This window comes from Saccharicrinis aurantiacus, from assembly GCF_947489045.1.
Taxonomy (GTDB): Bacteria; Bacteroidota; Bacteroidia; order Bacteroidales; family Marinilabiliaceae; genus Saccharicrinis; species Saccharicrinis aurantiacus.
Window position 1 is genome coordinate 29,209 of sequence record NZ_CANLCN010000021.1, and the last position, 21,493, is coordinate 50,701.

Consider the following 21,493-nt stretch of genomic DNA (forward strand, 5'->3'; position numbering starts at 1 on the left):
TGTTTAGCCGAATCAAAAGTTTTGACGACATTAATAATATGAACCAAACTCAGAAATTTATATTGACAGCCTATTACCTTTATTTGTTAGCAGTTCGTTATTTCTTTATCTCAATAATAATAATATTTTTAGTTCTTGCTGATTCAATAATTATTTTGCTTTTAAGCTCCTCTTTTATAGGTAGTTTTTGATAATATGCAGATTTCTCAGAATGGATTGGAATAATTCCTTTTGTCGGATTTACAAGATTGCATACTTCCGCAAGACAGTCAGCCGAAGCGTGACCACTTGTATGTATTTTTCTAATACTTGGAAACTGTTGAACAAAACCTAAATATCTTTTATTACAATGTTTGCTTTTAGGATTGATATATTCTTTCCACATAGAATAAATCAAAATGGTGTTTTCTTTTTCAAGTAATGGTAATAAATGATTGGTGTAGTTATTAAACTTTTCAGTTGGACGAACCAACATACAGCAACCTTTATCCTGAATCCATTTTATTAGTTTACTATTTTCTTTCCAAAATGTATATGGCTCTTTGAAGTCAAATAATGGACTAATTTTTCCTGCTGATTTAGAAAATATCTCTAATACACTCTTTTGAAAGTCATCACAAACAAACGGTCTATCTTTTATTTCCTTATTTGCAGTGTGAAAGGTGGCCAACCTTTCCATATCTGTAGATGAACATAACACAAACACATTTTTGTATTGTTTCATTAGCTCAATTACCTCTCTTTTTAACTCATTTTCATGTCGTACTTTCTCATCTAATCTTGAAAGCATAGTTCCTTCAGTAATTAAAAAATCAATCCGTCCTTTATTAAGAATTAGCTTTTCTATAGTTGGAAGTAAACCTTTACTCAAATAACCGTGGCCTCTAAAATCACCAGTGTGTAAAATCAGTAATCCATTAGCCTCTATTAAAAACATATAAGCATCGTATGCAGAATGACTTACTAAATAGGGTGTTACTTTAATATTTCCGATTTTAATTTTTTGTTTAGCTTCAAAGGAATACATTGATTCTAGTTTTTCAATTTCCTTTTTAGAAAGTTCCTCGCGTCCTTTAATGAAAACAAGTCGTCGATGCTTACATAATGCCACTTTCTTTGCAATTGCACCAATATATTGGGGAACTGAATCAGGTACAAGTTGAAATAATCCTAAATGATCTCCGTGATAATGAGTATAGAAAATCGCATCAATGTTTTTTGTAAGTTCGTTTATTGCATCTAAATTGGCAAAACTATCCTCAATATTACCTTCTCCATCGGGCAGGTTTTGTCCAAAATCGATAAGAACTCGAGATTTTGATGTCGCAATTTCAGTTATGCAACCTCCAATTTGATTAATGCCCCTATGAACTATTACTTCCATTTAATAAACTCAAAGTCAATTTCGTTATCTGCCAACAAGGATTTAATTGCTTCTATGCGTTTTGTCCGACCTAAAGTAACTTTCTTATAGGTGTCTGCAATTAGTAATTTAGGTGTTTCATTAATTTTCCAATCAGTCTGTGAAATAGTAACCAAACCCAAATCTTTTTTTACGGCGATAAGTTTTTTGTAGTAAACCTCTAATTCATCTTTATATTTAGTTATGAAACTCTTGTACATACACATTTGCTGTATGATTTCTGGATTTTTAGGATTGCGTTCTTCATCGTTTCTAAGTCGACTGTCTGAGATACCTTTCAATTCTACAAATGACAAATAACCATCTTTTAATTCTATCAAGTCAATTCTTAGTTTCCCAATTTCTTTATCTTTATTGAACTGAAATTCAGAATCGATATATTCAGAGTTTTGAATTATCATTTCACCTTGTATTCTTTTCTCTGACGGATGTTCATGGTCAGCACTTCTTAAAGTGCTTTCGATATTTCCTTTAATCTCAGCAATTTTTTCTTTATCAAATATCTTAGGGCTAATAGAGATATAATCATCTTTTTGAGGTTTAGCAACTTTTAAATATTTGTAATGTATTTCTAATATAAAACCATCTTTGTATTTAATTTTAGCAAGTGAACCTCCTAAATAATAAACATTGATATAGTTATCTTTTCTAATTTCTATATATAACTCTTTATCTTCAAGCATTAACTTCCACCATTCAGGTTGCTTCTCTTTTATTTTATTATAAATTTCGGCATCTAATTCAAGTGTCGAGAAAGTTCCTTTATTATTCATTTTCCTGCTCTGTTTTATCTTTATTTTACTCAACTACCATATGTTTGGTATAGCACCCACGGCGTCAATATAAGTTTATAGCTGCTATTTTAACGTTGATGAAAATAGTTAATTTAATTTTATGTTCAGGCGCTTATGTTCTATTTATATTGATGCTAAACTAAATGTTATTGGGTAAAATACAGAGATAAAGCCACCCGTACTGGCTATAGGAACATCCGTACTAAGTTGGCACCGTCCGTACCGAGGGTGAGCCTTCCCTACGCGAGATATAGAGGTTTTTGTCTAAAAAGGGTTACTGGATTTCTGTAGAAAAAAACTTCTATTGGCAGTAGCTTAATAATCAACTTGCAAAAAGAGACTTTACATTCTGTTTAAAACTTCGCCCAATAGGCAATACTGCATCATTATTAACAATAAGTTCGTCAGAAGAATATTTAGTTATATGATTATTATTTACAATAAAGGCACGATGAATACGCACAAAAAACTTAGGTAAACGGGCTTCAATTTTACTGATGCGCTCCTTACTTTTTAACTCCCCCCCTTTAGTATGCAAAACAATGTAATCGCTCAAACTTTCAATATAGAATATATCGGCGTAAGCCACATTAACCTTCTTTCTATTGCTAACAATCTCTATTAAAGCCTTACTCTCTTTTTTCTTCTCTGATTTTTGTTGATCAATAACTTTAGTAGCATTGGATAACTGCTTGTACAATAAAAATGAAGCAACTGCAAAAACAAACAGATACAAAACCGCGAACAATAGCATGGTATCTGAAGCATTTGGCGCTATGTTATGAAAGTTGAAGTTTGCCAACCAAATAAACGAAAACAAAATAAGGTATGACTCTAACAACAAAGATATGGCAATGGTAACAGCACTGTATACCGAGAATTTAAGGTATTTTCGGGTAAACAAATAACGCGGCACTAAATAAAAATTAAAGAAATATACCACAGCTATAACTATTGGCGATAAAATGGCAACATAACAGAATGCGGCAAATACATTTCCCCACGAATGTCCGAACAAAAAGGAAATTGAAATAATAACTACGGTCCAAAATATTATATGGTATTTTAAGCCTTTAATTTTTTTAATCATTGATAGTTTGTTTTGTTAATTTCTGGGACTAAAATATATAAAATGGCTTAAACAAAGGGATACAATACGGATACAACACCTGAACAACAGTTTTCGACATTGCTAAAAATACACACATCGCCTTACTTTGTTTCAGTATTAATCATTTAATTTTAAAACATGAAAGAATTATTTTTTACAGGAGGAACACTGTTTATGTCGGCCCTAACTATTATGCTATTAATTATTATTGGTACTGGTGCGTATATGCTCCTACTAAAACCGCAAGATAAGGTTGATGAAAAACTAAGTTTGATTAAAATATTCGGACTAATAGCGCTTACAATTGGTATACTGGGGCAAGTAATTGGTCTTCATCAGGCATTTAGTTACTTGGGCGAGGTAGGCAGCGTAGAACCTAAGGTGATGTATGGCGGAATAAAAGTATCCATGATACCAACCATGTATGGAATGGTGGTGTATGTGGTTTCGTTAATCACTTATTCGGTTTGCAAATGGTTTAATTCTATTAAAGCATAACGAAACGGTATAAAACAAAACCTACAGCACCCACAAAATTAAGAAGCGGATTTTTAAATAAACGTATTGGCATTTTGGCTTTGGTTATGAATCAAGCTAAATGCCAATATGCAACTAACTGTATTGGCATTGTTTCCTTCATGTTAACATGGATATCGTTCCTTTACAATCAAATACCTAGTGTAATCAAATCCTTTACCTTGTGATAGATGAGAGTAGCTTTAATACATTCTTTCAATTCTAATGCTGGTATGTCCTGATTTAATTGAAAAACGATGGCTCGCTTTCCTTCATATTGAAATTTACGATCAAATACTAACCTAAATGTATCCACTAATCTACTGGTACATTGAAAATACATTGCATATTGCTCAGATGTTTTTTCCTTCCAATCCATTCGTAAAGTACTACCGTTTTTAGTAACAAAACTAGGCTCACCCCATTTTAAAGTTTCTTCTAAAACCAAAACCTCTGCTGTTTCTTCAGCAGTTTCTATTACCAATTGGCGCAAGTATCGCATTTTACCCTTAACAAAATCAGGATAGTTAGCATAAACGGCTTCTACTTCTGGGTCTGTTTTCAATTTAAAATTGCCCATAAACTTGTTTTTTTTAGCACATCCTTATTGTGCTCATCAACTTAAATAACAAGTAATCTAAACAGATGTTTTTACCTTTTACTAGATGCACCTACCGCATACATCATCAAACTCTGACACAATGCCCTTAAGTAAAGGTAAAGACACCTAAAATAATTTGAAGAATTTACTGTGAAGTAAAGTCTATTTATTGAAGAGATAAATGCAAACAAAGGTTAAATCTATTTTTACATGATAAAACACTCTTTACACATCTTATGAAACAAATTTACTTTTTCATTATTTTTTATGCAGCCTCAAGCTTATTGAACGCAGCACAAATCAACTTTCTTTCCTCTGATTTTTATGGTTTTGAGGATGGAGGTACCGCATTTTGGATACAACATAGCGAATGGAATATCAGCACTGAAAGAGCGGCTGATGGCACTACCTATTCGCTAAAATATAGCAGCGAATCGGCCCTTACCGATGCGAAAAAAGCACACGGTGGCAAAAATGGCAGTAGCATAAGCTTAGAAGCGGGTACTTATACTCTGAAAATGAAAGTATGGATTGAGGCTAATGCTGAAGTTACGGCTTTTGATTTTGCCTTGAAAGAACCCTGGAGTAATCATACAATTGACATTTCATCCTTAAAAAGAGAAGAATGGGTAGAAGTAAGCAAAACACTAACGCTTACTGAAGATGCTATTGATGCAGAGTCTGTAATATCGGTAAAAACTAATTACGAAGGGAAAGGCACATTTTATATAGACGAAATACAAATTTGGGGCGAAGGAGAAGAAATTGTGGATCCAGAATATATGCCATTAAATTCGAGCATTAAAACCATTGATGATGCCAAACTGAGTTTGCCACAGGGCGTTTATAACATGACTGTAAAAGTACTTACTGAGGATAATACAAGCATCTCTAAATTTTACACTCAAATTGATGAGCCATGGCTTACAAACGAATGGGAAATAAAAGATCTAGAATCAAATCAGTGGGCTGAACTAACACAAGAGCTTATTGTAGATAAGGATATTGACAATGCTTCCTTTTCCGTTTTTGTAAGTAATCATCCTGATTTTGGAGGAGGAAAAGGCGCATTTTACATTGATGAGATATTGTTTGAATTTGAAGAAGAATTAGGTACCGAAACCATTACAAAGCTGAATGTAAGGGTGTATCCGAATCCGGTAAGGGACTTATTAAGCATTGAGTCAGACCAAGAAGTCTCTGTTAAAATGTATAACCTACATGGTCAGTTACTTAAAGCAACAAGCACCACATCAACAAGGCATCGCATCAATGTATCCGATTTAAAACAAGGTATGTATTTACTTCAAGTTAAATCAGATAAGGATAGCGTTGTTAAAAAAGTTAATGTGCGCTAACACTATCATTTAAGTAAGAAAATAAGCAACTCTTTTAGAAAAAATAGAAAAATGACAATACATATAAAATCGATATTTACTGTTTTAGCTGCTGTGTGTATGCTTTTTGCCAATGCACAAGTAAAACATAGTTACACCTTCGATAACGACGAGGACCAATGGAGCAGTAAGAATGCAAACCTATGGTCGCATACTTCAGATAAAAATGATAATGGCTCCTTTAGTTTAAGCTACAAAATTGGCGACGAGTTAACTTTTGAATCAAAAGCAATTCTGAGTTTAGATACGGAACTACATACCGTTATGAAAGTACGTACCGCTGATTATGATGGCACCGAAGTTATTATAGCTACAGATTACGACGGTACGGTGTTGGCAATAGGTTACAGCGGAGCCATTTTATGGAAGAACAATGTAGGAGATGGTATAATGAACCATGATATTTGGTGTGCCGATATAGATGGCGACAATAAAGACGAGGTACTTGTGGCCAGTGCCAATGGTAAGGTTTATTGTTTAAATAGTTCGGGTAAAGAATTATGGCAGTTTAAACCTTACGACACCCAACATTTAACGCCTATGTATGCCGTTTGTGTGGTTAAAGATGCTACATTAACACCCTATGTTGTTTGCGGAAATTTTGATACCAACTGTTATTACCTATCTGCCACAGGAGAATTAGTGCAAACTTTGCCTTCTAACGATTACTCACAAATAAAAGCGTGGGGAAATAATGCCCCTGATAACTATTACCATTATGCCAACTTTTTACGTCCTATCCCACAGGCCGATGGGTCGGATGATTTATTGATGCATGCAAGCAATAACCATATGCAAAATAATGGTCACCTATATTTATTTAAACCCTTAGCTGCCATGCCTTACAAATCTATAACAGATGTAAATGCTGCTACAGTAATTGGTGAGGTACGTGTTGAAGATCCGGATAAGGATGGTACTTACGAAGTGTTATTGGGTACATCAGGACTTTCAACTCAATCCATAACACGCATAAACTTATCAACAGAAGATTCGCACAGACATACACTAACCAAAATAGGTACGACATCATATAGAGTAAGTCAAGGTATCACAATCCCTGATGGCGATAGTTATCAATACTTGATTTTAACAGGATCATACATGGTTCTATTACCCTCTGATTTAGATGAGAGTAAGGAAGAAAAAATATTTGGTTTTCATTGTTACAATGATATTTGGAAGGATAGCGAAGATAGACTTATTCTTGCCAGTAGTCAAGATGGCGGCAGTGCCATACACATTATTGATACAAAGGATGAAAACTGGAAAGATGAATTTAGTAAATTATCACCTCCGGGTAAAATTGCTAAAATATATGAGAACGAAGGCATATGCCGTGCAAACCTCGCTGCATTTGAAAAACCATCTTATCAAAAAAACAGTAACACCGTTTATTGTTTAGAAGGTTCTGATGACCCGGTAGCCCAGAAAATCAAAGCCAGTGAGAATAACGACAACCCTATATTTTTAGATTATTACTGGCATAAAAATCTGGCTCAAGATAAAGATGATTGGGACCATGCCATCATTTATGCTGATAATGAAACGTACCTAAATAAAAGAGATGCGCGCATAGACTATGTACTTACTGAGTCGGAAATTCTTGATTTAATCACACCTGGTTTCGCAGGAAATCCTGGCGTTTCTTTCTGGGGAGGACATGGTAACGACCCTTTGTACTATGGCCCCGAAACCTTAAAAAAGGTAATGGATTACGGAACGGCTGATGATGGCAAAAAAACAGTGATGATTTATCCTGAAATGAATGGATCGAGCACTGACTTTATACAAGTTATGGATGATCATTTGTATCCATTAGCTGAGCACGCACTCACTAATAACTCTAATATTTTTATTCGTAATAAAGATATATTTTGGCAAGGTGCCGTATATCTTCCTGCATGGTCTAGATTAGTATCGGGCGAATATTCATCGGTTTTTACAACCGGATTAGAAGAAACTACTGATAAAACACAAGATATGAGTATTGTGGGCCGAATGGGCCTTTGGGCTTCAGGTTCGGTTGACAATTGGGGCATGCGCTGCTCTAGAGATAACCCTAGTTTTGACAGAAGTCGCCAGTTTTCGTACCAAAGATTAAACAATCATTTTTTAAGAACAATGGTATATAGTATGGCCAATGGTTCAAGCTTTTTAAATGTTACCTATGCTAATCCTGAGCATCAAACTCTGGCTTGGGAATTGGTTTGGAAAGGTGCTCTTTATGTGCCACGTAGAGATGAAATATTAAGCATTTCGCCCGTTCATATTAGCATACACGAACCAGATGAACACTATATCCACCAAGGTGAAAACAACAAGTGGAATACTTTTTACGACAAAGAGTATGAAGAGAATCATCCGGCCGTATTTAGTCATTTAAATGGATCGTGGATGGGCGCTCCTGTTACCCCTTGGGATTTCTCGAGTTATGCCTCTGGAGCCAAAGATCGTCGCCAAAACTTTATTCCGCAATACCACAATGGTACTGTATTAATAACGCCCGTTCAAAATGGTCCCTTGGCTGATGCCGATGCCCCACGTGGAAAAATGGCAGACAATCTTCATCCCATTTATAAGGATATAATGACTGAGTACATCACAAATGGTATCGATTACTTATCCGAAACTGGATCGACCTTATCGTCGGCAGATACCTATTACGAAGTTGTGAAGTCTGAAATTGAAAAGGGCGCTGAAAAGCTACCTTTAACCATATCTGGTGACAATGTAGCCTGGGTTGTTGCGCAAGTAGGTCCTAAACAATTACGTTTAACGCTAGTGGATGCTGGTTACATTAATCCAAACGACAGAAAAATTAAGGTAAACTTTCATACGGTTACTCCAGTAACCATGACAGATATTTTAAATAACGAAACGTTTTCAGCCTCATCTGGCTCTGTGGAAGTAGAAGTGCCATGTGGGTGGTTTAGGTTTATTGATATAGAATTAGATACTGAATTATAAATACAAAACAACACAAAACATAAAAAGGAAGCCAACTGTTGAGGCTTCCTTTTTGTGTTTACAATGGGTAGATTATCAATACTACCATTTCACTTCTTTGGTCTTTAGGCCTTCTCCGCTAAGGGTCAATTTTAATTCCTGAGCTACGCTATTGGTTCTAATAATAGCCAAGCAACGTCCTTCGTAAGTCTCTCTATCAGATTTATTGGTATTGGATACTGTGCAACGCATATTGCCATTGTGTATACCAATTATTTCAGCATCACCCTCAAGGGCAAAATGGATCTCTTTTTCGGCATACCTTACGGGATTTCCTTTTTTATCTACTAACTGTAATTCTACATGGATAATATCGTTTGCCTCTAAATCAGCACGATCAATATTCACTTCAATATTACGCGCTTCTTGAGCTGTTTTTACAACATGTTCGCACACCTCTTTTCCATCCACCAAACCAACAGCTTTCAGTGTTCCCGATTGATAGTTTAGTTTTCGCCATTTCATAATCCAATTGGGAATATCGGCTAGCTTTTGATTGCCAATCAACTTATTATTTAAATACAAGTTTACCGATTCGCAATTGGTATAAGTAACTACATCTAATTTATCACCATCAGTATAATTCCAGTGCTCATTCATTGGCGGCCACCACCACCTGCCCGAAGTAGAAAAATCATCGGCATCGCCCTCATAAACTTCAATATGTACCATGGGTTTATCACTCCAGAATGCCTCGTACAAATACGATTGCTCTTTACGAAATGAAGCCATATCAAGCAATCCACAATCAATCCCGGTTTCCGGAAACTTTTTTGATTCGCCTAAGTAATCAGCTCCTACCCATAGAAAAAGACCCATATTTTGAGGGTTTTCCAAAACATCTAACCAAGGACTACGCTCAATATTGGCAAAGCGTTTTTCGGGTGTGCTATTAAAATAGGTATAGCTCTCGGTACTCACATAGGGTTTACCTGGATTTTGTTCGTAGATGGTTTTACACCATTGCTCTCCGTAATTAAGCGCTATTAAATCCATATACTTACAGGTTTCTATAATATCATTCACCTTCTTATCCACTGGTCCATCCTTTGAGCGCTCCATACCTGAAATAATTGGTCTTGTAGGGTCGATACTACGCACAAAAGAAGCATAATTACGAAGTCCATTATTTTGAGAACCTGAACCCGGAGAGTGATTCTCGTTACCCACACTCCAAATTACAATAGAAGGATGGTTTCTATCACGACGAATGGTTTGTTCGTAATTCCTTTTCCACTCAACACTAAAGTTTGGATCGCACATAGGAATATTATAAAACCAATACCCGGGTGCATCCTTTTTGCGATAAGTTTTATCCCACTTATCCACAAACTCAGCCATTACCAGAAATCCCATTTTATCGCATAAATCTAAAAACTCTGGCGAAGCGGGATTATGCGCAGTACGAATGGCATTACAACCAATCTCTTTCAGATTTTTTAAGCGACGTTCCCATACCTGAATTGGTACAGCTGCCCCTAAAGGACCTGCATCATGATGCAAGCAAACGCCTTTCATACGCATATTTTCTCCATTGAGGAAAAAGCCTTTATCAGCATCAAAACGCAGGGTTCTAATCCCGAAAGTACTGGTGTATTTATCAAGTAGTTTTCCATCTTGCTTAAGCAAGGATTGAGCGGTATATAAGTATGGCGTATTTACCGACCATAATTCGGGGTTATCTACTTTTAAGGTTTGTGCAGCATCTTGTGTTCTGTAACGCCCCACCTCAAGCTCAGAAGTTGTTTTACTTACTTCTTCGCCATCCTTATTATAAATAACGGTTTCGAGGGTTAAGTGCTTTGCCTCATCTAAATTTTCGATGGCGGTAGTAATGTTAATAGTAGCTGATTTTTCACTTACCTCGGGAGTTGTAATGGAAGTTCCCCAATTACTCACATGGGTATTATTACTGGCGCTTAACCACACATTACGGTAAATACCCGATCCGGTATACCAACGGCAATTTGGCTGTATAGCATTATCTACTCGCACCGCTATGGTATTACTTTCGCCATGCTTAAGCAACTCGGTAACGTCGTAATAAAAACTAGTGTAGCCATCGTGCTGCGTTCCCACAGGGTTGTTGTTAATCCAGATGGATGCATTTTTATACACTCCATCAAACTGCAATTCTATATGCTTGCCTTCAAAATGTTCAGGAAGCACAAAATGTTTGCGATACCAAGCAATACCTCCTGGCAAAAAGGCATTTCTGCCCGATAATTCTTTATCAAAATCAGCCTCAATACTCCAATCGTGTGGTAAGTTTAATGAGCGCCAATCTGAATCGTCAAAATCATAGCCTGCATAATCTACACTATCGCCTAGTGTAAATAGCCAATTATTATTAAACGATTCTTTAATTCGATGACTTTGTTGTGCGCTTAAACTATTTAAGCATAAGAGCAACGTTACAAATGAAATAATTCGCATAGGTTTTATCATTATTCAATAGATGTTAATTTATAACACTATAAAAATCTTATAATTCATCTCAATAATTGTTGCTATGGGTAAATATATTACCTTCTGCAGTACACAAAGAGAATATTACTATGCGAAAGCTAATTTTATACGTCGTATGAGGTAAGTAGATTTTGCTATTCCTTAACAAAAAAAGCGCACCAACCATAAAGGCCAGCACGCTCTAAATTAAAAACTAATACGAATTTTTGATATTTTTAAAGCTTTGGGATTATGTTTTTAGGGATATCCAGCTTTCTATCATTAGCTCCTTTGGCAAAATCGCTTATGTTATAGGTATTGGCTTTTGACCAATCACATTCTACACGCTCATCGCCAAGTACAATGTTGCCTAATTTTTCTCTGAACCACTGTGCTAGCTCTTTGTACTCTGGTAAATTGGCCACATTATTCCTTTCCAATGGATCATTTCTTAAATCGTACAATGTTAGTTCAGCTTTCTCAACAGGACAATTTAAAGCCCATTTTATATTTTTGTTTAAGTCGGCCTTATTACCTGGACGAGTGCGCATTGAAAATGCAAAATCTTTGCTATGCATGTAGGCTCTTGGTGAGGATACCAAATGTATTTCTCCTAAAATATAATCGCGCTTCTCCTTTTTAGTATTCACAAATTCGAACAGATTAATCCCATCCAAATAAGTAAACTCTTTTTCTGCGATATCAACTCCTCCTGACGACAGGATGGTTGGAGCTATATCTACATACTCTACCATTTGTTTTTTAATCAATCCAGCTGGCACTTTCTTTTTATCCGACGAAGCCATTATAATGGCCCCTGCTGTCGATTTTTCCCAAGGCCCAAATTTAGCTTCTATACCCTGCTCGCCAAGATGCCATCCATGATCGCCAACAGTAAAAACTATTAAATATTCTTGCTTATTCTTTTCGCAATAGGCTTTAAAAGCATCCACAGCATCGCCAATTAAAGCATCGCCGTAGGCACAAAAAGCATAATAATCTTGTATCGCTTGTTGCTTCTCCTTCGCCGTCATAGCAGTCATACTGAGGCGCTCGTGCAATTTCACTAGTGAAGGTGGCATTTTGCTTAGTTCCTCATCATCAAACTCAGGAACTTTATAGGTAATATCTTTAAACTGATCTCTGAACTTTTTAGGTGGTAATACTGGTGTATGTGGTAGGTGAAACCCTAAATTAAACATCACAGGCTTCTCAGGGTTTACTCCTTGGGTATTTTCTCCCCACGAGTTTTTATAGGTGGTATTTTCGTTAGATAAGAAGTTTTTAAATTCTTGAACCACTTTTCCATCAACAGTTTCACCGGCAGGCATCGGGTTAACCCCACCAATAATAAGCGACTTCATGCCTTGTCGGGCATACGATCTTAGAATATCAAACTCCTCTTCAACTTCTTGCTTAGTTTGAATCTCCTCTGCAGTTATATCGCCATACTTATTTTTCACATAATACTCCTTCAATTCTCCATCTGGATAGAGAACATATTCTTTGTCGCCCAAATTGGCTCTTTTACCATTAACTTTTCCGAATACCGGAGCCTTCCAAAAATCGCCAATCATATGTTTCTGCAAACCATTTTTAAAGTGCATTTTATAATTATAATGACCCGCATCGTAAAAACCTTGACCTGGGCCCCACTTATAAATATAAGCATCTCCCTTACCAAATACAGCGGTAAAATAACCTTCTTCCTGGAGAATTTGAGGGAAGGTAGGTTTCACAAAATCAGGATTCTGATGAGATTGCTCAAATGAATAATGTCCTTGTCTGTGCGGATATCTCCCTGTTGCCATTGAACCACGAGAAGGGCCGCAAGCTGGAGAATTACAATAAGCGTTGGTAAATAAAATACCTTCGCTAGCCAACTTATCAATATTGGGCGACGAAACGTAACCTAACTTACTTTCCGATTGGCCTGTTGTAGCCTTATTAAAGCACTCAAGTGCATCTGAACGGTGATCGTCGGTTACTATCCACAATATATTGGGCTTATTTTGTGCAGTCATTGCCGACAAACAACTAACAAAGGCTATTAATAAGAATTTAAACTTAGCTATATACATTGTTTTCTCTTTAAATATTAACAGTCCAAATATAGAGCATCGGTAATACACAAAGAGTTGAGTGTTTATAAAAATTAGATGGGTATACCCATTTTAAATTGTGAATATTGTATAGAATTTATATAGACAAATCCCCCAAACAAAGCTTATAAGCATTTACTTGGGGGATTGTTTATTTTTAATTACAATATCGTATCAAGCTCCTAACAAACCCTAAACGACTTTATTTCCAAACACCTCCAGAATAAGGCCAATGCGCATTTTTCACACTCTCGCGTTTTAAAATTTCTTCTCCTTTAGCAACAATATCCGGATGCTTTGACGCAACATCGTTCTCTTCGTAAATATCGTCCTTCATATTATACAGCTCTGTTTTGTAGTTATCGCCATAACGAACTACTTTCCAATCATCCATTCGTACTGCTTGACGAAAGCCTTTTACTGAACGTCCTTCTTGAATTTCCCAATATAAAAACTCGTGTTTTGCCTGCTCTTTACCCGTTAATAACGGTAAAAATGAAAGACCATCTGTTTGCTCAGGAGCTTCGATACCTGCCACTTCTGCCAATGTTGGCATCAAATCATAAAAAGCAGCCATATGATTACTTACCGATGGCTTAATAGTTCCTTTCCAATAGGCAATGGCAGGAATACGCACGCCACCTTCGTACACATCGCGCTTATGTCCTTTTAATCCACCCGAACTATTAAAGAAATTATAATCGTGATGGTTTTCGTTCTGCGGACCATTATCACTTGTAAAGAATATCAAGGTATTCTCTAACTCTCCTTTGGCCTCCAGTTTCTTCATTAATTTCTCAATTAATCCATCAAGCATTGTAATACGCGCTGCATGACGACGCTCTATTTCAGGCCACTCTTGCTGGTGCTCCTTATATAAATCAGTCTCGCTTAAGAAAAACTCATGCGCATGTGGTATGCGGTACGACATGTACATGAAAAATGGCTTATCTTCCTCCTTATTATCAAGGTAATCTAAAGCAAAGTTTGTTCTGAAATCATCTAAGCAAGAATGCTCGTTATAATCGTAAAACAGAGAATCTTGTTGCCCGTTGATCCAATGCATTCGCTCATCAATCATTCTACCATCGGCACCTTTACCCCACTGCTCTTGTACAGCATAATCGAAACCACGACCATGTGCCCACGTAGAAATATCTTCAGGTACACCCAAGTGCCATTTTCCAATCATAGCGGTTTGGTAACCTGCACCCTTAAGCATCTCTGCAATGGTAATTTCCGATTTTTTAAGAGCGATTCTGTCCCACTTACCTCCTTCGGTATCACCTTTGTTTCCTCTAATATTAACATGTCCGGTATGCATACCCGTCATTAATACAGCACGCGATGGAGAACAAACTGAGGTACCTGCATAAAAATTAGTAAAGCGCATTCCGCCAGCAGCTAATTGATCCATATAAGGCGTTTTAATTACCTCTTGCCCATAACTAGTGAGCTCACCATAACCCAAATCATCGGTTAATAAAATAATAATGTTAGGTTTATCTGTTTTTGGCTTTTGCTTGGTAACTGTTTCTTTGGGATTATTACACGCAGAAAAAAGCAGCACTAAAGCTAGTAAATACAAGTTTTTCATTTGATAGTTTTTTTAATGATTACTCAAATATCTATCCTTTGAATAAACCTCGGCAAGTTGTGAATACAAAACTTGTGCGCACTGGTAAAACAAAAAAAGGGATACTCTTACGAATATCCCTCAAATCATTTTTAACGGTAAATTACCTACAAAATATATTTTTTATGAATCTGCAAAAAGCACCACCTTGGGCTTGTTCAATTTTCTTATTTATCTCAGCCTGATCGCCACCTAAATCTAGCTCTTGCCAAATCTCGCCCCAACCGTAAAAACCGCCTACATTTCTATCATCAATAAATAAATCAGCATTTACTTTACGACTGACTTTATTTACTTCAAAAACCTCTTCAGGATAGCTTTTATTTACGGCATAAAATTCAATGCCCTTTTTTTTGCAATAGTCTACCGCGGCATCTAATTCCTTGCCGGCCCTGTATGTCCATAAAATAAGCAAATGCCCTTGGCGTTGCATTTCTCTCATAGTTTCAAAAGCAAAAGGCATATCTTTTCCTATAGCAGGAAACTTATGCTCAACAATGGTACCATCAAAATCAACTGCAATAATCATAATTAGTGTGTTTATAGGTAAAGTTTATTACAACTTAGCTTGTTCTTCTTCATTTAACTCTAAGTCGGTTGCAATCCTATTTCTAGTAGGAGCATGTATAATAAATAGCACAAAAATTACACCAAACATATACATAAACGATTTGTCGGCATTTAACAGGTATGCGATTATTGAAAGTAAACCTACACCTTCTAAAACAGCTATTCGCACAATAAACGCAGTGCGAAAATGAGTTAATCTTCGGCTCAATTCCCACTCTTGAGAAATATGCTTAATCTTTTTATGATAGAACAAGTGGCTAACAGGAATCCCAATTAATAAAGCCATAATTACCATAGTTTTAATGGTATAATTACTATCGGGCGAAAATGCCTCAACAGCTCCGTTAGCCCTTACAAAATACATGGCAAAAATGGCCATAAGCGTAAGCGCCGACATAATAGCAATATATATAAGATTAAGTGTGGTTCGTTGTTTTTTAGGTGTGCTCATTTAAATATGTATGTGTTAGTGAATTTACTTATGCTTTAATTGCGATGAGAAAGTTTGTTGTGTAAACTTATAATGTTTGCTCAAAAGGCAAACGATTAATTAATGATCGCCCTAAAGTAACCTCATCGGTATATTCTAATTCATCGCCAATGGAAACGCCGCGTGCAATTGTTGTAATCTTTACATCTAAACCATTAAACTTTCGATATAAATAAAAATTAGTTGTATCCCCTTCCATGGTTGTTGGCAGTGCAAAAATAAGTTCCTTCACTTCTCCCTTTTCCACCTTCTCAATTAAAGGCTTTATGGTTAAATCATCTGGTCCAATACCATCCATTGGTGAAATAATTCCTCCCAGTACATGGTAAATACCAAAGTATTGTTGGGTATTTTCAATGGCCATTACATCTTTTACATTCTCAACAACACAAACTGTTGTATGGTCTCTTTTTTCGCTTGCGCAGATATTGCACACTTCAAAATCGGAGATATTAAAGCACTCTTTACAGTACACAATTTCCTCGCGAAGCTGGCGTACCGACTCGGCAAAACGAAAAACGTCTGCCTTATCTTGCTTCAACAAATGAAGTACAAATCGCAGGGCAGTTTTACGGCCAACACCAGGTAAAGAAGAAAGCTCCTTTACGGCATTCTCAAATATTTGCGAAGGATAATTATCGGCGTGCATAGCTCTTAATTTTTATTTTTAAAGCACCCAAAGTTATAAATACTTTTAACTTTACGCACGCTTATCATTAGTTCATTAATTTTCTATCAGAAGTCAGCAGTTTATACTATTTCAGACTGAAGGATGGAGTTTTAATTCAACACTAATTAAAGTGAATTAATGGTAATAAATTATATACGAAGCAATCTATTATTTTATATCACATGAGTCCGGCACAAACAGGTTTAATTGTAGCACTATATTTTTTAGTATTGATGGTTATTTCATTCGTTACAGGAAAGAAGAATGATAACAAAACTTTTTTCTTGGGCAACCGTCAATCGCCATGGTATATTGTTTCCATTGGAATGATTGGAGCCAGCTTATCTGGGGTAACTTTTATTTCTGTACCAGGATGGGTTGGAGCCACGCAATTCACCTATCTTCAAATGGTGGCAGGTTACTTTTTAGGCTACCTAGTAATTGCTCATGTTTTACTTCCTGTTTATTACAAATTAAACCTTACGTCGATATACACTTATCTTGAAAAACGCTTTGGTACTTGGACCTACAAAACCGGGGCTAGTTTATTTTTAATTTCGCGCACTATAGGAGCCTCTGCCCGCTTGTATTTAATGGCGAACGTATTGCAGCTAAGTTTATTTAATGCTTTGGGGATTCCGTTTGCCATAACTGTGGCCATTACCATATTGTTAATATGGCTATATACTTTTCGTGGTGGTATTAAAACCATTATATGGACTGATACCTTGCAAACTATCTTTATGCTTACCTCGGTAATAATAACCATTATATATATGGCAAAATCAATGAATCTTGGATTTGGTTCTCTGGTTGAAACCATTAATAATAGTGAGTTATCGCGCATTTTTGTTTTTGACGATTGGAGCTCAAAACAACATTTCGTAAAGCAATTCTTTACAGGTGCTTTTATCACCATTGTAATGACTGGTCTCGATCAGGATATGATGCAAAAAAACCTATCGTGCAAAAATATTAAGGATGCAAAAAAGAATATGGTTTGGTACGGTTTTGCTTTTGTACCAACTAACATTTTATTTTTATCATTAGGTGCACTACTGTATATATTTGCCAATCATCACGGACTTACTTTACCTGAACGATCAGACGATTTATTTCCGATGGTAGTAAATAGTGGACTGCTACCTGCTGCCGTTGGTGTATTTTTTATATTAGGATTAGTTGCTGCTGCTTATAGTAGTGCTGATTCGGCATTAACATCGCTCACCACATCCTTTTCAGTAGATATTCTCAATCATAACAATAAAGAAATTACAAAACGAACACGAATAGCTGTTCACATCATGTTCTCCATTTTACTTGGAGTAACCATTATCTTATTCAGAGTATTTAAGGCAGATAGCATAATAAGCACAATATTCGATTTAGCGGGCTATACTTACGGTCCACTGTTGGGTTTATATGCTTTCGGTTTATTTAACAAACTCCAAATTAAAGAAAAATGGGTTCCACTTATTGCAATATTAGCACCTGTTATCACTTGGGTTTTAGCATTTAATTCGCTTAATTGGTTTGGATTTTCGTTAGGATATGAAAAATTAATGCTGAACGGGTTGTTTACTTACCTAGGTTTATGGATTATTACAAAATGAAAAGGTTAATAGCCTTATTTAAAAACTTTGCGTCCTATAATTATACTGAATGTTAGAAATAAAATAAGTAGAATTATATTTCCAGAAAGATAACCATAGCCATATTCAGTTAGTCTTTTCATATCAAAAATAAGTATTCTTAGTGTTTTAAATAAAAACACAAGACTAGCGATAATCGATATTATAAGTAGAGTCTTTTTCATATAACTAAGAGTAGTAAATTGATTAAATACTAATGTGAGGTAAACCCACACTAGTACTTAGAGATTCTTATTTTTTTACTGTTGTTGTTGTTGGTGTATAAATACCAAAAGTAACAGCTGAGACAAGTCCATTTACAAATGTCTGAGTTGTTGTAACTTCATAATCTTCCGAGTCTCCAGCCATATCTTTACTATTCGAAACCCCCACTGGAGCTAAGCCAAATATCACATAATGGTTCCACTCAGTAACCTCTTTACTTCCTTGTGCTCCATCTCCAACTACTGAAGTGTAAGTATAACATGATGACATTAAAAATGTACAGGTCAATGCAACACCCATTACTTTTAAAAATCCTTTTTTCATTTAATTAAAATTAAGGTTTATTTCTCCTACTCTTTATGCTTTTCGGATACGCAGCATTATTTCACTATTTTTTGAATAATGCAACGCAAAAAAGTACAATAATAGCGTACTAGCAAAGAACTTTGATATGATTTAAATCATGGTAAAAGTTAGGCATTTGACACACACCTAGTTAACCATTTTGGAAATACGATAACGAACTATTTACAACACCTTAGAAGTAAAATATTACTTTGTTTATAAAAAAACAATTCACCTTTCTCATAATAGAATAATTGTTTCTACTAGAGATATATGACAAATATTTTGCTATTTTCAGCAATCAAAAATTAATACAACAACCTTTAATGATCTATTATGGCTGAGAATTATTTCAAAACCTACCCCAATAAAGATGGTTTCTTTAAAGAATATGGTGGTGCTTTTATACCTCCTGTTCTAGAGACTGAAATGAAGAAAATTACGGATGCCTACTTTGCAATTAGCAAGTCGCACGCTTTTATCTCGGAATTACGAAGCATCAGAAAACATTATCAAGGACGACCGACACCGGTATATTATTGTAATCGCTTAAGCGAAAAATATGGTGGCAGAATTTATATGAAGCGCGAGGATTTAAATCACTCGGGCGCCCATAAATTAAACCATTGCATGGGCGAAGCTCTATTGGCAAAGCACCTTGGTAAAAAGAAGTTAATTGCAGAAACTGGTGCTGGGCAACATGGTGTAGCATTAGCAACTGCTGCAGCTTACTTCGGTTTAGAATGTGAAATTCACATGGGCGAAGTTGATATTGCTAAAGAGCATCCTAATGTAGTTCGAATGAAAATATTAGGTGCCACTGTAGTTCCGGTAACACATGGTTTAAAAACACTTAAAGAAGCGGTTGATTCTGCTTTTGAGGCCTACCTTAAAGATCCGATTAACTCAATTTATTGCATTGGTTCTGTAGTTGGTCCACACCCTTTCCCAATGATGGTGCGCGAGTTTCAGCGTGTAGTTGGAATTGAAGCACGTGAGCAGTTTGTTGATATGACAGGAGAGTTACCGGATAAAGTAGTTGCTTGTGTTGGAGGAGGTAGTAATGCTATTGGAATGTTTTCGGCATTTTTAGAGGATGATGAAACCGAATTGTATGGCGTTGAGCCAGGTGGTCTTTCTCTCGAACTAGGAGAACATGCCGCTACCATGACTAAAGGTGTACCTGGAATGATTCATGGTTTTAAATGTTATAACCTTCAGGATGAAAAAGGAGAGCCTGCACCTGTATATTCTGTTGCTAGTGGCCTTGATTATCCTGGTGTTGGACCTGAGCATAGCATGCTTAAAGACCTGAACAAAGCAAACTACGATGTTATTAATGATAAAGAAGCGATTGATGCTTTTTATGAATTAAGTCGTTTAGAAGGTATTATTCCTGCTTTAGAAAGTGCCCATGCCGTTGCCTATGCAATTAAATTGGCGCAGAAGCATCCACAATCTTCAATATTAGTTAACCTAAGTGGTAGAGGAGATAAGGATATTGATTTTGTCGTTGATAAATATGGTTTACCAGATTAAGTAAACACTCCAATTTATATATAAGAAAGGAATCCAAATGGGTTCCTTTTTTTGTTACAAACTTAACTTATCAATAATAAATTGTTGAATTGGATATTTACTATCGTTCTCCTGCACATCAGTGAAACAGTAATATTCCACATTCTTTTTCTCCAATTCTTTTGCCATCACCTTAGCATGTTTTTTATGATGAAATATGATATTAAAATCCTTTGGGAAATTTCCTTTTAAGGGGTTTAAGAGATAAATAGGTGGATCATTCTCATCAACCATAGTTAGCATATCGTATTTTGCAGCAATCTCCTTTCTATAAGGCTTAATACTTTTTTTATCAGGATATCCATAAAAAGTAGCCGCATAATTATAAAACATTTTATGCTTTAAGGTTTGAACCGCTCCTAAATAGGGTATGAATTTTTTCCATTTGTATACATCATAAGTTGCTTGAGTATGTATAGCACCCGCGCAAACAATTTTGGTTGACTCGGCTTTAAGTCCTTGCGCATTCACATCAGCTAAATCTTCATTTAAAGCAAAATATAGGCTAGCTCCTGCACCAGCAGAAACCCCATAACAGGCCACTTTTGTTTTATCAATATTATACTGATCTGCATTAAACTTAAAATACTGAATCGCCCTTTGTACATCATCTAAACAGACTTGAACACCCAGTGAATCATCTGATTTATAAAAACTATAATTTATTGTAGCAAATGCAGTATTGTTGCTCAAGTAATATTGGATTTCATCCTTTCGGTCGTAGGCTTTTTTCTTATCGCCAAACTGAAAACCTCCACCGTGTATAAAAATAACTAATGCCACAGGTTTAGTACTCTGTGGCATTATTATATCAAAAGTATTTCGTTCGGCTTCGCCATATTTCTGATCAAGTAATTGCGTATAGTCGTTACTCTCTTTTAGTTGCGCTATTGCAGAGAAAGATGTAAATGCAAACAATACAAGTACCAGGTTACGCATAACTTCAA

The 21,493-nt window shown here is 35.9% G+C and carries 17 protein-coding genes; 5 read left to right on the forward strand and 12 right to left on the reverse strand.

The window, feature by feature from the left end; all coding sequences use genetic code 11:
- Positions 1–97: 97 nt before the first annotated feature.
- The 3 genes from QMO11_RS18580 to QMO11_RS18590 all read right to left on the reverse strand — a co-directional run bounded on the left by QMO11_RS18580 (position 98) and on the right by QMO11_RS18590 (position 3,307).
- Positions 98–1,384 carry an MBL fold metallo-hydrolase gene (locus tag QMO11_RS18580; protein WP_282039126.1) on the reverse strand — a complete coding sequence of 429 codons (1,287 nt, stop codon included), beginning with the start codon at positions 1,382–1,384 and terminating at the stop codon, positions 98–100.
- Positions 1,375–2,196: a hypothetical protein gene (locus QMO11_RS18585; RefSeq protein ID WP_282039128.1), complete on the reverse strand. Its 822-nt coding sequence runs from the start codon at positions 2,194–2,196 to the stop codon at positions 1,375–1,377. Before QMO11_RS18585 ends, QMO11_RS18580 begins: the two co-directional genes overlap by 10 nt.
- A 343-nt stretch (positions 2,197–2,539) precedes the next feature.
- Positions 2,540–3,307 carry a LytR/AlgR family response regulator transcription factor gene (locus QMO11_RS18590; protein ID WP_282039129.1) on the reverse strand — a complete coding sequence of 256 codons (768 nt, stop codon included), beginning with the start codon at positions 3,305–3,307 and terminating at the stop codon, positions 2,540–2,542.
- A 159-nt stretch (positions 3,308–3,466) separates the two neighbouring features.
- Here QMO11_RS18590 and QMO11_RS18595 point away from each other — a divergent pair, with 159 nt between their 5' ends.
- A complete protein-coding gene (locus tag QMO11_RS18595) occupies positions 3,467–3,826 on the forward strand; it encodes a MotA/TolQ/ExbB proton channel family protein (protein ID WP_282039131.1) in 360 nt (119 codons plus the stop codon).
- Between the two features lie 169 nt (positions 3,827–3,995).
- Here the strand turns inward: QMO11_RS18595 and QMO11_RS18600 are convergent, their stop codons facing one another.
- Complete coding sequence (locus QMO11_RS18600) at positions 3,996–4,424, reverse strand: DUF1801 domain-containing protein (protein ID WP_282039132.1); 429 nt, start codon at positions 4,422–4,424, stop codon at positions 3,996–3,998.
- Between the two features lie 257 nt (positions 4,425–4,681).
- On the opposite strand from QMO11_RS18600, the gene QMO11_RS18605 reads away from it, so the two are divergent.
- The gene (locus tag QMO11_RS18605; protein ID WP_282039134.1) at positions 4,682–5,803 is read left to right on the forward strand and encodes a T9SS type A sorting domain-containing protein; all 1,122 of its coding nucleotides are present in this window, start codon (positions 4,682–4,684) and stop codon (positions 5,801–5,803) included.
- 51 nt (positions 5,804–5,854) lie between these two features.
- Positions 5,855–8,812, forward strand: coding sequence for a hypothetical protein (locus tag QMO11_RS18610; RefSeq protein ID WP_282039135.1), 2,958 nt, complete (start codon positions 5,855–5,857; stop codon positions 8,810–8,812).
- Between the two features lie 81 nt (positions 8,813–8,893).
- Here the strand turns inward: QMO11_RS18610 and QMO11_RS18615 are convergent, their stop codons facing one another.
- From QMO11_RS18615 to recR, 6 genes are all read right to left on the reverse strand, one after another.
- Positions 8,894–11,287, reverse strand: coding sequence for a glycoside hydrolase family 2 TIM barrel-domain containing protein (locus tag QMO11_RS18615; protein WP_282039137.1), 2,394 nt, complete (start codon positions 11,285–11,287; stop codon positions 8,894–8,896).
- Between the two features lie 248 nt (positions 11,288–11,535).
- On the reverse strand, positions 11,536–13,380 hold the full coding sequence (locus QMO11_RS18620; protein WP_282039139.1) for a sulfatase-like hydrolase/transferase: 1,845 nt from the start codon (positions 13,378–13,380) through the stop codon (positions 11,536–11,538).
- Positions 13,381–13,603: 223 nt separating this feature from the next.
- On the reverse strand, positions 13,604–14,998 hold the full coding sequence (locus QMO11_RS18625; protein WP_282039141.1) for a sulfatase-like hydrolase/transferase: 1,395 nt from the start codon (positions 14,996–14,998) through the stop codon (positions 13,604–13,606).
- A gap of 142 nt (positions 14,999–15,140) precedes the next feature.
- Positions 15,141–15,566, reverse strand: coding sequence for a BT0820 family HAD-type phosphatase (locus tag QMO11_RS18630; protein WP_075601939.1), 426 nt, complete (start codon positions 15,564–15,566; stop codon positions 15,141–15,143).
- Positions 15,567–15,593: 27 nt separating this feature from the next.
- A complete protein-coding gene (locus QMO11_RS18635; protein WP_075601938.1) occupies positions 15,594–16,058 on the reverse strand; it encodes a hypothetical protein in 465 nt (154 codons plus the stop codon).
- A gap of 67 nt (positions 16,059–16,125) precedes the next feature.
- Positions 16,126–16,746 carry a recombination mediator RecR gene (recR, locus tag QMO11_RS18640; protein WP_282039144.1) on the reverse strand — a complete coding sequence of 207 codons (621 nt, stop codon included), beginning with the start codon at positions 16,744–16,746 and terminating at the stop codon, positions 16,126–16,128.
- Positions 16,747–16,949: 203 nt separating this feature from the next.
- Between recR and QMO11_RS18645 the strand changes: the two genes are divergently transcribed.
- Positions 16,950–18,380, forward strand: coding sequence for a sodium:solute symporter (locus QMO11_RS18645; RefSeq protein WP_282039146.1), 1,431 nt, complete (start codon positions 16,950–16,952; stop codon positions 18,378–18,380).
- Between the two features lie 270 nt (positions 18,381–18,650).
- Here the strand turns inward: QMO11_RS18645 and QMO11_RS18650 are convergent, their stop codons facing one another.
- Positions 18,651–18,947, reverse strand: coding sequence for a Bor family protein (locus QMO11_RS18650; RefSeq protein WP_282039148.1), 297 nt, complete (start codon positions 18,945–18,947; stop codon positions 18,651–18,653).
- Positions 18,948–19,304: 357 nt separating this feature from the next.
- Here QMO11_RS18650 and trpB point away from each other — a divergent pair, with 357 nt between their 5' ends.
- Positions 19,305–20,507, forward strand: coding sequence for a tryptophan synthase subunit beta (gene trpB, locus QMO11_RS18655; protein WP_282039149.1), 1,203 nt, complete (start codon positions 19,305–19,307; stop codon positions 20,505–20,507).
- Between the two features lie 54 nt (positions 20,508–20,561).
- Here trpB and QMO11_RS18660 read toward each other — a convergent pair whose 3' ends face one another.
- Entirely contained in the window at positions 20,562–21,485 is a 924-nt protein-coding gene (locus QMO11_RS18660) for an alpha/beta hydrolase (RefSeq protein WP_282039151.1), read from the reverse strand.
- Between the last annotated feature and the right edge of the window lie 8 nt (positions 21,486–21,493).